Source organism: Halomonas nitroreducens (genome assembly GCF_003966155.1).
Lineage (GTDB): Bacteria > Pseudomonadota > Gammaproteobacteria > Pseudomonadales > Halomonadaceae > Halomonas > Halomonas nitroreducens.
The window spans coordinates 1-15,211 of sequence record NZ_RXNS01000005.1 but is presented as its reverse complement, the minus strand read 5'-3'; the positions used below and the strand labels follow the sequence as shown (position 1 = coordinate 15,211).

15 protein-coding genes are annotated in these 15,211 nt (G+C 66.6%); 11 read left to right on the top strand and 4 right to left on the bottom strand.

Going from position 1 to position 15,211, the window contains the following annotated elements; all coding sequences use genetic code 11:
* Nucleotides 1-8 precede the first annotated feature (8 nt).
* A complete protein-coding gene (locus EKG36_RS06420) occupies nucleotides 9-1,040 on the top strand; it encodes a sodium:calcium antiporter (RefSeq protein WP_126482227.1) in 1,032 nt (343 codons plus the stop codon).
* Nucleotides 1,041-1,079: 39 nt separating this feature from the next.
* Here the strand turns inward: EKG36_RS06420 and cysK are convergent, their stop codons facing one another.
* The 3 genes from cysK to EKG36_RS06405 all read right to left on the bottom strand — a co-directional run bounded on the left by cysK (nucleotide 1,080) and on the right by EKG36_RS06405 (nucleotide 4,170).
* Nucleotides 1,080-2,051 (bottom strand): cysteine synthase A, encoded by a 972-nt coding sequence (gene cysK, locus EKG36_RS06415; RefSeq protein WP_126482225.1) that lies wholly within the window; start codon nucleotides 2,049-2,051, stop codon nucleotides 1,080-1,082.
* Nucleotides 2,052-2,084: 33 nt separating this feature from the next.
* The gene (locus EKG36_RS06410; protein ID WP_126482223.1) at nucleotides 2,085-3,128 is read right to left on the bottom strand and encodes a histone deacetylase family protein; all 1,044 of its coding nucleotides are present in this window, start codon (nucleotides 3,126-3,128) and stop codon (nucleotides 2,085-2,087) included.
* A gap of 130 nt (nucleotides 3,129-3,258) precedes the next feature.
* Nucleotides 3,259-4,170 carry a LysR family transcriptional regulator gene (locus EKG36_RS06405; RefSeq protein WP_126482221.1) on the bottom strand — a complete coding sequence of 304 codons (912 nt, stop codon included), beginning with the start codon at nucleotides 4,168-4,170 and terminating at the stop codon, nucleotides 3,259-3,261.
* A 106-nt stretch (nucleotides 4,171-4,276) separates the two neighbouring features.
* Between EKG36_RS06405 and EKG36_RS06400 the strand changes: the two genes are divergently transcribed.
* From EKG36_RS06400 to nhaC, 10 genes are all read left to right on the top strand, one after another.
* The gene (locus EKG36_RS06400) at nucleotides 4,277-5,650 is read left to right on the top strand and encodes an aminotransferase family protein (protein WP_126482219.1); all 1,374 of its coding nucleotides are present in this window, start codon (nucleotides 4,277-4,279) and stop codon (nucleotides 5,648-5,650) included.
* A 6-nt stretch (nucleotides 5,651-5,656) separates the two neighbouring features.
* Entirely contained in the window at nucleotides 5,657-6,358 is a 702-nt protein-coding gene (locus EKG36_RS06395) for a CoA transferase subunit A (RefSeq protein ID WP_126482217.1), read from the top strand.
* Entirely contained in the window at nucleotides 6,348-7,001 is a 654-nt protein-coding gene (locus tag EKG36_RS06390; RefSeq protein WP_126482214.1) for a 3-oxoacid CoA-transferase subunit B, read from the top strand. The genes EKG36_RS06395 and EKG36_RS06390 overlap by 11 nt, the downstream gene beginning before the upstream one ends.
* Nucleotides 7,001-8,284, top strand: a complete 1,284-nt coding sequence (locus EKG36_RS06385) for an ArgE/DapE family deacylase (protein ID WP_126482212.1) — start codon at nucleotides 7,001-7,003, stop codon at nucleotides 8,282-8,284. Before EKG36_RS06390 ends, EKG36_RS06385 begins: the two co-directional genes overlap by 1 nt.
* Complete coding sequence (locus EKG36_RS06380; RefSeq protein WP_126482210.1) at nucleotides 8,281-9,459, top strand: acetyl-CoA C-acyltransferase; 1,179 nt, start codon at nucleotides 8,281-8,283, stop codon at nucleotides 9,457-9,459. Before EKG36_RS06385 ends, EKG36_RS06380 begins: the two co-directional genes overlap by 4 nt.
* A 155-nt stretch (nucleotides 9,460-9,614) precedes the next feature.
* Nucleotides 9,615-10,418, top strand: a complete 804-nt coding sequence (locus EKG36_RS06375; protein ID WP_126482208.1) for a transporter substrate-binding domain-containing protein — start codon at nucleotides 9,615-9,617, stop codon at nucleotides 10,416-10,418.
* 76 nt (nucleotides 10,419-10,494) lie between these two features.
* The gene (locus EKG36_RS06370; RefSeq protein WP_126482206.1) at nucleotides 10,495-11,151 is read left to right on the top strand and encodes an amino acid ABC transporter permease; all 657 of its coding nucleotides are present in this window, start codon (nucleotides 10,495-10,497) and stop codon (nucleotides 11,149-11,151) included.
* A 45-nt stretch (nucleotides 11,152-11,196) separates the two neighbouring features.
* Entirely contained in the window at nucleotides 11,197-11,850 is a 654-nt protein-coding gene (locus EKG36_RS06365; protein WP_126482204.1) for an amino acid ABC transporter permease, read from the top strand.
* Between the two features lie 12 nt (nucleotides 11,851-11,862).
* Nucleotides 11,863-12,642, top strand: a complete 780-nt coding sequence (locus EKG36_RS06360) for an amino acid ABC transporter ATP-binding protein (protein ID WP_425459579.1) — start codon at nucleotides 11,863-11,865, stop codon at nucleotides 12,640-12,642.
* 95 nt (nucleotides 12,643-12,737) lie between these two features.
* Complete coding sequence (gene nhaC / locus EKG36_RS06355) at nucleotides 12,738-14,186, top strand: Na+/H+ antiporter NhaC (protein ID WP_126482202.1); 1,449 nt, start codon at nucleotides 12,738-12,740, stop codon at nucleotides 14,184-14,186.
* 106 nt (nucleotides 14,187-14,292) lie between these two features.
* Here nhaC and EKG36_RS06350 read toward each other — a convergent pair whose 3' ends face one another.
* The gene (locus EKG36_RS06350; protein WP_126482629.1) at nucleotides 14,293-15,009 is read right to left on the bottom strand and encodes a tellurite resistance TerB family protein; all 717 of its coding nucleotides are present in this window, start codon (nucleotides 15,007-15,009) and stop codon (nucleotides 14,293-14,295) included.
* Nucleotides 15,010-15,211 lie beyond the last annotated feature (202 nt).

Below are 15,211 nucleotides of genomic sequence, written 5' to 3'. Positions count from 1 at the left end.
CAGAGCGCATGATTGCCATACTGACCTGGACTCTCGTCGCCGTGATCGCCACGGCCATCGTCTGGAAGGGCAGTGGACTGCTCGAGCACAGCAGCGAGCGCCTCTCGGCCTACTACCGGCTACCCGACATCGTGCAGGGCGCCATCGTGGTCGCGGTGGGGTCGAGCTTCCCGGAGCTCTCCACCACCGTGATCTCCACCCTGCTGCATGGCGAGTTCGAACTCGGGGTGGCGGCCATCGTCGGCTCGGCGCTGTTCAATATCCTGGTGATACCCGCCGTCGCCGGCCTGGCCAGCCGCCAGGCGCTGACCGCCAACCGCGACCTGGTCTACAAGGAGGCTCAGTTCTACATGATCGCGGTGGCGGTGCTGACGCTGACCTTCTCCTTCGCCGCCATCTACCATCCCGTGCCCGACGAGACGGGCGCCATCCGGGGCGAGATGACCCGCTGGCTGGCGCTGATGCCAGTGGCCCTCTACGGGCTCTACCTGTTCGTGCAGTACCAGGACACCCTGGAGCACGAGGCGGACATGGACACCCGAGACATCCGCCCCGGACGCGAATGGGCCCGGCTGGCGCTGTCGCTCGGGGTGATCGTGGTCGGCGTGGAGGGGCTGGTCCAGGCCGCCATCCACTTCGGCGAGATCTTCGCTACGCCGAGTTTCCTGTGGGGCATCACGGTGGTCGCCGCCGGCACCTCGATCCCCGATGCCTTCGTCTCGATCCGCGCCGCCCGCCAGGGCCGTGGCGTGACCAGCATCGCCAATGTGCTGGGCAGCAATACCTTCGATCTGCTGGTGTGCATTCCCGCCGGGGTGCTGATCGCCGGCACCGCCGTGGTCAACTTCTCCATCGCCGCGCCGATGATGGCCGCCCTCACCGGTGCCACCGTGGCGCTGTTCCTGATGATGCGCACCGGCATGGTGCTGACCCGGCCGGAGTGCGTGACTTTGCTGGCGATCTACCTGGGCTTCCTGGCCTGGATCGGCGCGGAGACCTTCGGGGCCGTGGACTGGGTGCCGAGCCTGCCGCCCCGCTAGGACGGCAGGCCCGGCGGCCCGAGGGGTGCCGAGGACGGCCTACTGGACGGTTTCCTGCTCGCCGAAGCGGCCGGCGAAAAGCGCCGAGGAGAGGTAGCGCTCGGCGCTGTCCGGCAGCACCACGACGAGGTTCTTGCCCTGATTCTCGGGCTGGCGAGCAACCCGCAGGGCGGCGACCATGGCGGCGCCGCAGGAGATGCCGCACAGAATACCCTCCTCCTGCATCAGCCGATGGGCCATGGCGATGGCCTCGTCGTTGTCCACGGTCTCGATCTGGTCCACCAGCGACATGTCCAGGTTGGCGGGAACGAAGCCGGCCCCGATACCCTGGATCTTGTGGGGGGCTGGGGTCAGTGCCTCCCCATTGCGCGCCTGGGTGATCACCGGCGAGGCGACGGGTTCCACCGCCACGGTGGTGATCGCCTTGCCCCGGGTCCGCTTGATGTAGCGGGAGACGCCGGTGAGGGTGCCGCCGGTGCCGACGCCGGCGACGAAGATATCCACCTCGCCATCGGTATCCTCCCAGATCTCGGGGCCGGTGGTGGTCTCATGGATCCGCGGGTTGGCCGGGTTCTCGAACTGCTGGGGCAGGAAGTACTTGCCGGGCTCCGCCTCGGCCAGCTCCTCCGCCATGGCGATCGCCCCGGGCATGCCCTTGGCCGGCTCGGTGAGCACCAGCTCGGCGCCCAGCGCCTTGAGCACCTGGCGCCGCTCCAGGCTCATGGAGGCGGGCATGGTCAGCACCAGCGGGTAGCCCCGGGCCGCCGCCACGAAGGCCAGGGCGATGCCGGTGTTGCCGCTGGTGGGCTCGATGATGGTCATGCCAGGCTTGAGGGCGCCGCGCTCCTCGGCATCCCAGATCATCGCCGCGCCGATGCGGCACTTCACCGAGTAGGCGGGGTTGCGCCCCTCGATCTTGGCCCAGATCGTCGCGCCCTCGTTGACCCGGTTGAGTCGCACCAACGGGGTATTGCCGATCGACTGCGAATTGTCGTCGAAGATTCGCGCCATGAATCACTCCTTTTTTCCTGGGATGGTGGGCCGTCAGGCCTCGCGCGCAGCAGCCTCGAAGCCGCTCAGCACGTTGACGGCATTGATGCCGATCTCTTCCACCGCATAGCCGCCCTCGAGCAGGAAGGTCGTGGGCAGGCCCAGGGTGGCGAGGCGTCGGCCGAGTTCGGTGAAGTCGTCACTGGTCAGCCTGAAGGCGCTGATGGGGTCGTGCTCGAAGGCGTCCACCCCCAGCGAGACCACCAGTACCTCGCAGCCGGCGTCGCGAATGCGCCGCAGGGCATCGTCCAGCGCCCGCGACCAGGCGACGAAGGCAGTACCCGCCGGCAGGGGATAGTTGAGATTGTAGCCTTCTCCGCGCCCCCGTCCGGTCTCGTCGGCGTGGCCGAGGAAGTAGGGGAAGCAGCTGCGCGGGTCACCGTGCAGCGAGGCGAAGAGCACGTCGTCCCGGGCGTAGAAGATCTCCTGGGTGCCGTTGCCGTGGTGGAAGTCGACGTCCAGCACGGCCACCCGCGCCACGCCCTCGTCGAGCGCATGCTGGGCGGCGATGGCGGCGTTGTTGAAGAAGCAGTAGCCCCCGAACTGATCGCTGGCGGCGTGATGGCCGGGCGGCCGGCACAACCCGAAACTCGGCTCGCCGGTGGCCAGGGTATGCGCCATGGCGGAGAGCGCGATGTCCTTGCTGGCCATGGCGGCCTCGAAGGTGCCCGCGCAGATCGAGGTGTCGGCGGACTGGGCGTAGTGGCCCAGGCGCCCGTCGATATGTTCGGGGATGACATCGTCGCGCAGCGTGCGCGTCGGCCAGATCCAGGCGATCGCCTCACCGGTGCGCCCCGCCGCCTGCCACTCGTCCCAGCAACCGGCGATGAAGTCCACGTAGCCACGATCATGCACGGCCAGCACCGGGGCCAGGCCGAAGGTCTCGGGGGCACGCACCTCGCCGAGGCCGACCTCGCGGACCCGCTTGAGCACCAGCTCGACCCGCTCGGGACTCTCGTAGGGCACCACCAGGCGCCCCCCATCCAGCTCGGTGCGCGCCCGGCGCCGGAGGGTCTCGTCACTGTAGAAGGTCAACATGTCGCGCTCTTTCCCTGTCTGGATCGAAAGCGGCGAGCCCGCCCGGGCCGAACGACCGGCGTCATGGCTCCCCGAGCCGCTAGCATGCCACCGGCGCGCGGGCGGTGACACCCCGGGCGGGCGGCGCGGGTCAGCGGGGATAGGCCTGCAACAGCTCCCGGCCGCAGGCACGGATGAACTCCAGCGCCCGAGCATGCTTCCAGTCGTCCCGGTAGACCAGGCCGAAGCTGAAGTCGATCTCGGGCGTGAAGGGCAGCATCGCCACCTCGTCCCGGCCGGCGAGCTGATCGGTGGCGGTGATCGGGTTCATCACGCTGATCCCGACGCCGTTCGCCACCAGCGCGGTGATGGCCCCGATATTGGCCTCGGTCTTGCCGGCGATGTGGATGCCGTGACTCGCGGCCAGGTTCAGCAGCGGGTCGGCGCCGACATTGGGCTGATTGCCGATCACCAGGAACTCGTCCTTGAGGTCGTCGACGGTCACCCGCGCCTGCCGGCTCAACGCATGGCCCCGCGGCACCAGGCAGCGTGCCTGAGTCGTCAGCCACTCCTCGACCCGGAGCACCCGGGAGCTCACCGGCAGCGTCACGAAGCCGATGTCGGCATGGCCGGACTCCACCTCCCGCAGCACGTCGTGGCTCGACATCATGTCGAAGCTGATGCTGAACCCCCGGTTGTCCTCGAGCAGCGCGGCGATCAACCGCGGCACGAAGCCGAAGGCCAGCCCCGGGATGGCCGCAATGCGCAGCCGCGAGGTGCCGAACTCCTTGAGTGCCAGCACGCTGTGGCGCAGCTCCTCGATATTGCCCATCAGCCGCAGGATCTCCTCGTAGAGCTCCCGAGCCTCGGGAGTGGCCACCAGGCGATTCTTCTCGCGCAGGAACAGCGTCAGCCCCAGGTTCTGCTCCAGCTGGGAGAGCGAGCGACTGACCCCCGACTGGGTGATGCCCAGCGTCCGCGCCGCCTGCGAGGCGGTGCCCGCCTCGAAGAGCGTCTTGAAGATGGCGAGGGCCTTGAGGGAGTGGATATTGACGTCAGGCATGATTCAAAGTCATAGAATTCGGTAAAAACATCATATATTGAAATAACCCGTCAAGGCTACCTAGACTGCCGATATCCCGACATCACAACCACAACGGATCGACACGATGACGACCTCCCCCCTGTTCTACCAGGCCGGTCCCGCCATGCCGGAAGTCAGTCACGGCCGCGGCGTCTTCCTGTGGGACACCCAAGGCAAGCAATATCTCGACGGCTGCGCCGGGGCCATCTCCTGCAATCTCGGCCACGGCCGCGAGGACATCCGCGACGCCATGCTGGCCCAGCTCGATCGCGTCGCCTTCACCTATCGCACCCAGTTCGAGAACGCCCCGGCCGTGGCGCTGGCCCGGGCGCTGGTCGAGATGACCGAGGGCGAACTGGAGAAAGTGTTCTTCGTCTCCAGCGGCTCCGAGGCCGTGGAGTCGGCCCTCAAGCTGGCCCGGCAGTACTTCGTGGCGCGGGGCGAGTCCCGGCGTCGCCACTTCGTCTCGCTGCGTCCCTCCTATCACGGCAGCACCCTCGGCGCGCTCGGGGTCACCGGCTACCAGCCCCTGGAGGCCCCCTTCGCCGACATCACCTTCGGCTCGCTCAAGGTGCCCGGCCCGGACTTCTATCGCCAGCGGGACGGCGATCGCGACGCCCATGTCCGCCGCGTGCTCAACGAGACCCGCGAGCGCATCGAGGCCGCCGGCGGCGATACCGTCATCGCCATCGTGGTGGAGCCGGTGGGCGGCGCCAGCACCGGGGCACGCCTGGTCGACCGGGCCTATCTGGAGGGGCTGCGCGCACTGTGCGACGAGTTCGGCTGCCTGCTGATCTTCGACGAGGTGCTGTGCGGCGTGGGACGCACCGGCAGCTGGTTCGCCTACCAGCAGTGGGGAGTGACGCCGGACCTGCTGACCACCGCCAAGGGGCTGGGGGCCGGCTACTACCCGGTGGGGGCCCTGCTGTGCCGAGAGGCGATCGTCGAGACGGTCATGGCCAGCGGCGGCTTCCAGCACGGCCACACCTATGCCGGCAACCCCCTGGCCTGTGCCACCGGCCTGGCCGCCGTCGAGGCGGTTCGCCGCGAGGACCTGCTGGACAACGTCAAGGCGCGCGGCCACCAGCTCCAGCAGGGCCTGGAGGCGCTCCGGTCCCGCTATCCGTGGGTCGGTGACGTGCGCGGCCTCGGCCTGCTGTGGGGCGTGGAGCTGGTCATGGATCCCGTCGAGAAGACGCCCTTCCCCGCCGAGGCCAACCTCTTCGCCAGGACAACGGCACTGGCCAAGGAGGAAGGCCTGCTCATCTACCCCCGCCGAACCCTGGACGGCCTGGCCGGCGACCACTTCCTGGTCAGCCCGCCCTTCACCATCAGCGAGAGCGAGACCGAGCTGCTGCTCGAGCGGCTCACCCGGGCCCTCGACCGGCTCGACCGGGAGGTGGTGATCCCGCTGCTGGATGAACTCGCCGCTTCCCCCGCCAACGGCATCACAGGCTGAGACCTCATGACACTGCTCAACCGCAAGCACACGACCCTCGAGACGGCCATTGCCGGCATCCCCGACGGCGCCTCGATCATGGTCGGCGGCTTCGGCTCGCCGGGCACGCCCTTCGCCCTGCTCGACGAGTTGCTGGCCCAGGGACAGAAGCACCTGACGCTGATCAAGAATGACGCCAACGAGCCGGATATCGGCATCGGCCGGCTGATCCGTGCGGGTCGGGTCGACCGGCTGATCACCTCGCACATCGGTCTCAACCGGGTGGCCATCGAGGAGATGAATCGGGGCCGCCTGGCCGTCGAGATCCACCCCCAGGGCCTGCTGGCCGAGAAGATCCGCTGCGCCGGCGCCGGTCACTACGGCTTTTTGACCGACATCGGGCTGGACACCGAGATCGCCGCCGCGCGCCGCGAGATCGAGTGCGACGGCCAACGCTGGGCGATCGAGCCGGCCATCCACGCCGACTTCGCCCTGGTCCACGCCGATCTGGCCGATGCCTACGGCAACCTCGTCTACCGCGGCACCGCCATCAACTTCAATCCGCTGATGGCCATGGCAGCCGACCGGGTCATCGCCCAGGCTTTCCGGGTCGAGGCCCCCGGTCACCTGGCGCCCGAGACGATCCAAACACCCTGTGCCTTCGTGAGCCAGGTCGTGCGGGTCGATGAAACCACCAGCGAGCAGGGGAGGCGAACCCATGTCGTCTGATCAGGAAAGGATGCTCGCCCGCGCCGCCCGGGAGGTGGTGCCCGGCCAGATCGTCAACCTCGGCATCGGTCTGCCCACCCGGCTGTTCGATTACCTGACACCGGAGATGGAAGTGCTGGTGCACTCCGAGAATGGCGTGCTGGGCTGCCAGCCCCTCGCCCCCGGCGGCGAGCCCGATCTCGAGATGATCGATTCGGGCGGGGCCTACATCGACACGCGCCCTGGCGCCAGTGTCTTCGACAGTGCGCTCTCCTTCGCGATGATTCGCCGCCGCCGTGTGGACGTCACCTTCATGGGCGCCTTCGAGGTCGACCAGCAAGGCAACCTGGCCAACTGGAAGATCCCCGGCAAGTTCTCCCCCGGCATCGGCGGGGCCATGGAACTCGCCCAGAAGGTCGACAAGCTGGTGGTACTCTGCTCGCACAACGACAAGCACGGCAATCCCAAGATCCTCAAGCACTGCCGGCTGCCGCTGACGGCACCGCGCTGCGTCTCGCGGATCATCACCGAGAAGGCGGTGATGCAGGTGACCGACGCCGGCCTCGAGGTGATGGACATCGCCGAGGGACTCGACGTGGCGACGCTGCGGGCGGCCACCGAGGCCGAATTGATCATCGACGAGCCGCGGCTGGGGAGGTTCTGATGCTGGATGCCACCGAGAAACGCATCCTCACGCGCTGCGAGGCACTGATGGCTGACACCCTGGCGCTGACCCGGGACCTGGTGCGCGGCTACAGCGTGCTGGGCCAGGAGCGGGGGGCGCTCGACACCATGGAGCGCTGGTTCGAGCGCCTGGACCTGCCGGCGGAGCGCGTAGCCCTCGATGCGCCGGGCTTCGCCGACCATCCCCACCGGGCGCCGACCGAGTGGTCGAGCGAGGGGCGCTACAACCTGGTCAGCCGACTCAACCCCGCCTCCGAGAAGCCCCACCTGGTGCTCAACGGCCATCTGGACGTGGTGCCGGCCGAACCCACCGACATGTGGTCGCGGCCTCCCTGGGAACCCTGGGAGCAGGATGGCTGGCTGTATGGCCGAGGCGCCGGGGACATGAAGGCCGGCATCGCCGCCATGGTGATGGCCGTGCAGGCCGTCCGCCAGGCCGGCGTAGCGATCGACTTCCCGCTGACCCTGCAGACCGTGATCGAGGAGGAGTGCACCGGCAACGGCGCCCTGGCCTGCTTGCACCAGGGCTACAGCGGGGACTTCGTGCTGATCCCCGAGCCCTTCGGGGCGCAGATCTACAGCGGCCAGGTGGGCGTGCTGTGGTTTCGCATGCGCATCGATGGCGTGCCGGCCCACGTGCTCGACACCCGCGCCGGCAGCAATGCCATCGAGACGCTGCAGAGCTACATGCCGGCGTTCAAGGCGCTGGAAGCCGAGATCAATGCCCTGCCCCGCCCCGCGCCCTACGCGGCCCTGGACCGCCCCTTCAACCTCAGCATCGGCAAGATCGAGGGCGGCAACTGGGCCTCCAGCGTGCCGGCCCACGCCATCCTCGAAGGGCGGGTCGGCTTCCCGCCGGGCATGACGCCCGATGAGGTCATGGCGCGCGTCCGCGAGGTCATCGCCGACCACCACCAGGCCATGCACGACGGCTCGCCCGCGCCCCGGGTCGAGTTCCATGGCTTCCGCTCCGAAGGCCACCTGGTCGATCTGGAGACCCCCGGCATCCGCCTGCTGTCGCGCTGCCACGAGGACCTGGTGGGCGAACCGCCGGCCCACTACCTGTCGACCTGCACCACCGACCTGCGCGCCTTCCATGTGTCCGGAGGCATCAACGGCACCTGCTATGGCCCGGTCGCCCAGCGCATCCATGGGGTCGACGAATGTGTCGAGATCGACTCCATCCGCCGGGTGCTGACCACCTACGCGCTGTTCATCAGTCGCTGGGCCAACGGCGATGTCACCCCAAGGAGCCCCTCATGAACGCTGCCTACCTCGTCGACTTCGCCCGTAGCGCCTACACCCGCGCCCACCCCCGCAAGCCCGAGGTCGATGCCTGGTCGGGCCAGCGCGGCGACGCCCTGCTGGCCCAGGTGATCGACGCCCTGCTGACCCGTCGCGGGATCGAGGGCGACCTCATCGAGGACCTCAGCGTCGGCTGCGCGCTGCCGGTCAAGGAGCAGTGGAGCTTCGGCGGACGCTATCCCCAGTGGCTTTCCCGGCTGGGGCTTGGCTGCGCCTCGCGGCAGATCGACCAGCAGTGCGGCTCGAGCCTGGCGGCCCTGCGCGGCACGGTGCGCGAGGTCCAGGCCGGCGCCATCCAGGCCGGCGTGGCCGGCGGCTTCGAGAACATGTCACGGGTGCCGATGGGCCCGAGCCTGTTCCAGGAAGGCGTGCTGACGGTCCCCGAGGCCCTCCAGGGCACCGACGAACTGGACCTGACCGTGGCCATGAACATGGGGCTGACCGCCGAGCGACTGGCCCGGGAAAGCGGCATCAGCCGGGAGGCCATGGACGCCTTCGCCCTGCGCTCTCACCAGCGGGCCGCCCGGGCCGAGCGGGATGGCTGGTTCGATGGCGAGCGCCTGGCCCTGGTCAACCCGGCCGGCGAGGTGGTCGCACGCGACGCCAATATCCGCCCCGACACCACCCTGAAACGCCTGGCCGACCTCGACCCGGCCTTCATGGAGCGCGGCCGGGTCACCGCCGGCAACAGCTCACCGCTGACCTCCGGTGCCGGCGCGGCGCTGGTGATGTCCGAGCCGACCCTGGTTCGCCACGGCCTCTCGCCCCTGGCACGGGTGGTCGAGGTGGTCGACTGCGGCGTGCCACCGGAGCGCATGGGCGCCGGCGCGGCGGCGGCCATCGAGCGGGTGCTGGGCATCACCGGCCTGGGCATCGACGACATCGATGCCTGGGAGATCAACGAGGCCTTCAGCGCCGTGCCGCTCTATGCCATGGAGGCCCTGAGCCTGGATCCCGAGCGCGTGAATGTCTTCGGCGGCGCCCTGGCGCTGGGCCATCCCCTGGGCGCCACCGGCATCCGCCTGGCCGGGACCCTGGCCCGCACGCTGCAGCACCGGCAGGGACGCTACGGCTGTGCCGCCGCCTGCATCGGCGGCGGCCAGGGCATCGCCCTGCTGCTCGAACGTGCATGACTCGCGCAGGCAACGACCTGCAACGCTCCCCCTGAACCACCACCAGGAGGTGATTGCCGCACGACGCATCGTCAACGTCGAAAACGGAACCCTGCAGGCCCATAAATTCATAATCTAAACTCATAACGCCAAACCCATAACAAGCAGGCATTGACATGACAAAGCACAACAAGCCTTTCCATCGTCCCTTCATCGGCGCCCTGACGCTGCTCGGCGCCCTATCCCTGGCCAGCTTGCCGGCCCAGGCCCGGGATCTTCCCGAGATCCAGGGTGACGTCTTCCAGGTCGCCAATTCCGGCGCCTACCCGCCCTTCAGCTACGTCGATACGGGCGGCAACCTGGTTGGCTTCGATGTGGATATCGCCAAGGCACTGGCGGAAAAGATGGGCGTCGAGGTCAATATCCAGACATCGCCCTGGAACGGCATCGTCGCCGCCCTGGCAGGCGGCCGTTTCGATGCCTGCATCTGCAGCATGAGCGCTACCGAGGAGCGCCGGAAGGCCGTCGACTTTACCGACCCCTACTACCGCTCGGGACTCTCCATCTGGGTGCAGGAAGAGACCGATGACGTCAGCAGCATCGATGACTTCGAGGGCAAGCGAGTGGGCTCGACACTCGGCGAGACCGGCAACCAGTGGGCTACCGAGCACGCCGAGGGGAGGTGGCGCAACCAGACCTTCCAGGGGCTGCCCGACATGCTCAATGCCCTCACCACCGGTCGCATCGACGTCATGGTCGCCGATGACATTCCCGTCTATGTCGCGCTCAACGAGGACGATATCGCCATCAAGCAGGTCGATGTGGGCGACCTGCCTCGCTTCCCCGCTGCCATCGCTGTCCAGAAAGGTTCACCGCAGCTCAAGGAGGCGCTCAACGAGGCGCTGGCCGAGATCCGGGCGGATGGCACCTACCAGGAGATCGTCGACAAGTGGATCGGCCCAGGGGTCGAATTCAACTGATGGGATCGACACAGCAGGGCACAGGCCCTGCTGCCCCCACCCTTCCTGACAATACGACAACAGGATAGAAGGGATCATGGACATCAATCTGATGATCGAGATCACGCCGCTGCTGGTGAAGGCGGCGTGGGTGACCGTGGACATCTCCGCACGCGCCCTGTTCTTCGGTTTCTTTATCGCCTCGGCGCTGGTGGCTATGCGCACCTCGCGAATCCCGCCCGTTCGCTGGCTGGCTCGTGCCTATATCAGCGTGGTGCGTGGCACGCCCTATTTCGTGCAGCTGTTGCTGGTCTTCTACGGCGGGCCTGCCGTCGGCCTGCGCCTGGACCCCTTCACCTGTGGTGTGGTGGTCGGCGCCTTCAATATCGGGGCCTACATGAGCGAAGCGATTCGTGGCGCCATCGAGTCGGTGGACAGTGGCCAGAACGAGGCGTCGCGCTCCCTGGGCTTCGGTCGCTTGGAAACCCTGCAGCATATCATCCTGCCCCAGGCCGCCGGTCTGATGATCCGCTCGATCGGCGTGCTGGCCATCATTCTGGTCAAGAACTCCTCGCTGGTATCGATCATCTCGGTGATCGAGCTGACCTATCAGGCCCAGCGGCTGATTGGCTCCACCTACAAGCCCCTGGAAGTCTTCACGCTCAGCGCCCTGATGTACATCGTCATCATCTATGCGGTCATGGGCATCGTGGAGTTCCTCTATCGCCGGGCGACACGCTACGCCTTCCTGTAACCCTTACCGGGCGCCTTACCGGGCCACAACAACCAGGATAGCCCCATGGAATTCGACTTCAGCCCCGTCATTGAATACTTGCCCACGCTGCTGCAGGGCGTCGGCGTCACCTTGCTGATCGGTCTGGCCGTCGCCGTGATGTCCGTGATTGGTGGCCAGATCGTGGCGGTAATCTCACTGTATACCCGCAAGGTGGTGAACTGGCCGCTGCGCTTCTTCATCTGGCTGTTCATGACCACACCGCTGCTGCTGCAGCTCTACTTTCTTTACTTCGGCCTCGGCGAGCTGATCCTGATACCGGCCATCGTGGTGGGGATTCTGGGCCTGGGCTTTCACTACATGGCCTATAACGCCGACATCTTCATTGCCACTATCAGGTCGGTATCGAGCGGCCAGTACGAGGCATCGCGCTCGCTGGGTTTCGGGCACCTGAACACGCTGTTCTATGTGATTCTTCCCCAGGCCTTCTATCGCGCCCTGCCCCAGCTGAGCAACAACATGATCATCATGGTCAAGGATATCTCGGTGCTCTCCGCCATCGGCATCGGCGAGATGGTGTATGTCTCGCAATATGCCATCAGCGTGACCTTCCGTCCCTTCGAGTTCTACATCACCATCGCCGTCATCTACTACCTGATCAACCTGATGATGGAAGCCGGCCAGACGCGAATCGAGCGTCGCGCCGCCTATCGCCGCTAACGAGGACGTTACATGACACAGTCAACAGAGCCCCCGATGGTCGAGCTCAAGGGAGTCAAGAAACGCTTCGGAGACCTGGAAGTGCTCAAGGGCATCGACCTGAGAGTCGACCGCGGCAAGATCATCTCCATCATCGGCCCGTCAGGCTCGGGCAAGAGCACCCTGCTGCGCTCCATCAACAACCTGGAAGTGATCGACGAGGGCAGCATCTTGCTGGATGGCGTTCAGGTCAATCGTCCCGACCTGAAGGGCCTGGCCTTCGAGAGGCACATCAACCACATTCGCCAGAACATGGGCATGGTGTTTCAGCACTTCAATCTGTTTCCCCACCTTTCGACATTGGAAAACGTGACCCTGGCACCCAGAAAGCTCAAGGGCATGAAGGCCAGTAACGCCCGTGAGCTGGGCATGGAGCTGCTCGAGCGCGTGGGCCTGGCGGACAAGGCACAGTCCTACCCCAGCTCCCTCTCCGGGGGCCAGAAGCAGCGGGTGGCCATCGCCCGGGCACTGGCCATGCAGCCCAAGGTGATGCTCTTCGACGAGGCCACCTCGGCGCTCGACCCCGAACTGGTCGAGGAGGTGAACCGGGTCATGAAGGGCCTGGCCGAGGAGCATATGACCATGCTGATCGTCACCCACGAGATGGCCTTCGCGCGCGACGTGTCCGACTGGGCGATGTTCATGGATGGCGGCGTGGTGGTCGAGGCCAACACCCCTGACCACCTGTTCAGCCACCCCGACCAGGAACGCACCCAACACTTCCTGCGCAAGCACCTGGGAGCCCAAGCCTGACGCGGCACTTGTCCCAGCAGCAGAGAATCTTCGTCGATCCGCTCACGCCGGTGCCGGTATCGGCCAGTGACACCCCACTCTCGGAGGAGCAACACTTGCACCATACAACAATCGCCGATTCATCCATACGTCCCTCGTTCCTGGGGGCCGCAAGCTGCATCGGTTTTCTCTGCTTCATGATGTTTGCCCAGATCTTCCTCCTGGGGGAAGACTGGGTCACCCATATCTCGCTGATCTTTGCCATCGTGGTCGCTGCCGTCATCGCCCTGCTGTCGGGCTTCAGCTGGCACGATATCCAGAAGGGCATCCTGTATGGCTGCGAAATCGCCATGCTGCCCATGTTGATCCTGATGATGGTCGGGGTGCTCGTCGCCAGCTGGATCGCCTCGGGCACCATCCCGTCGCTGGTGTATTACGGCCTGCAGCTCATCAATCCTGCCTACTTCCTGTTCACGGCGGTGATCGTGTGCGCCATCGCCTCGCTGGTCACGGGCAGTTCCTGGACCACCGCCGCGACCTTTGGCGTCGCCTTCATGGGCATCGGGACCGGTCTGGATATCCCCCCCGCCATGACCGCCGGCGCCGTCATCTCCGGTGCCATCTTCGGCGACAAGATCTCGCCCGTCTCCGATTCCACCAACCTGGCGGCCGGGATCGCCGAAGCCAACCTGTTCGACCATATACGCTCCATGTTCTACACCACCGGCCCTGCCCTGATCATTTCGGCGGCGCTGTTCTTCGTCATCGGCCTGGGCTACAACACCGGCGGCGTCGACACCTCACAGACCGACCGACTCCTTCAGGGTATCCAGGAGAACTACGCGGTCGGCCTGCTGGCCTTCCTGCCGCCGCTGGTCGTGGTGGTGCTGGCCTATCTCCGGGTGAGTGCACTGGCCGTCATGGTCATCGGCAGCCTGGTGGGAGCGGCCATGGCAGTGGCCCTCCAGGGCGTGGCCATCGGCGACATGATGAACTTCATGAACTATGGCTACGTGTCGGAAACCGGGATCGAGGCGGTGGACAGCCTGCTCAGCCGGGGTGGCCTGCAGGAAATGATGTGGACCATCTCGCTGGGCTTCATCGGTCTCAGCCTCGGCGGGCTGCTGGAAAAGACGCGCATGCTCGAGGTGCTGCTCGACAAGATGGGCTCGCTGGTCAGCAACGCGCGTGGCCTGATCATCACCCACGTGCTGTCCTCGCTGGCCACCAACCTGTTCTCGGCGAGTCAGTATATCGCCATCATCATTCCGGGCCGCATGCTGGTACCGGCCTATCGCAAGCTCAAGATCCTGCCGTCCGTCTGCTCGCGCACCTGCGAGGATTCCGCCACCGTGACCTCCCCCCTCGTCCCCTGGGGCCTGGGCGGGGCCTACTACATGGGCGTGCTGGACGTGTCGGCCTGGGACTACATGGGCTGGACCTTCCTGGCGCTGATCACCCCGGTCATCGCCGTGATTTACGCGATGTTCAACCTCTTTGTCTGGCGGGAGGGCGAGCGTAACGACGTCAACACCTATCGCCAGCAGGAAGTCCAGCCCGGCTGATCGCAGCCTGCAGGCAAAGGGGCGCCGTGCTCGGCACGGCGCCCCCTTCTGTTGCGCCCCTTCGAGCCGGGTCGGGCTAATGGCCAGGCTCCCGGAACAGCACGTCCTAGGCCGCCGGCAGGGCCTGCCGCTCGAGTTCCTGCTTCATGGCCTCGTCCAGCTCCAGGCCCGAGGCCAGCTGGTCGAGCCAGGCGCGCTCCATGGGGTTCTGGTCATCGATCACCGCCACGCTGACCAGGTACATTTCCCGGGCTGCCTGGGGCGAGTCGGCCTGACGCGCCAGGGCCAGGGCGTCCAGCGGCGCGCTGAGCTGCCGCTCGACCCAGGCATGCAGGTCGTCATCGGCGCCGAGGGCATCGATCTGCTCGGTGATCCGGGCCCGCTCACGCTCGTCGATATGGCCATCGGCCCGGGCGGCCATGATCATCGCCTGCAACAGCGCCAGGCTGCGCTGCTCCTGGGACTCCCCCTGCAGGCGCTCCATGGGCTGCCCCTCATGGGCGTCGTCGGCCGACACACCGCCCCGGGTATTCTGCCAGGCCTTCCAGGCCAGCATGCCGGCCCCGGCGATGGCGCCGTACTTGAGCGCCTTGCCGCCGAGCTTGCGGCCGCGCTTGGAGCCGACCAACAGGCCCAGGGCGCCGCCGCCGAGCAGGCTCTTGATATCGACACCGCCTCCCTGGCCAGCACTCCCGCCCGAACCAGCCCCTCCCTTGAGCTGGGACGACAGGCCTTCTACCAGGCCCTGCACGTCGACACCCCCCTGGCGGCGGTTGCCACTGGCCTGCTGCATCAACTGGTCGAAAATTCGCTTGCCGTTCATCCGGGTCTCCTTGTCGATCAGGGCATTCCCTTCGATATCACCCGGCGGCGTTCGTTTCATCCATCGCTCATCCGCCATCGACGGAGCCTGTCAACATAGTTGGCACATGAAATGACTTCGGCTCTTTAAAATCCTGATGCCTGTGACATCGGGACCCGCTCGGGATTCAGGTGCACGATTTCTGGCAAGCTGAGGTTTCGGA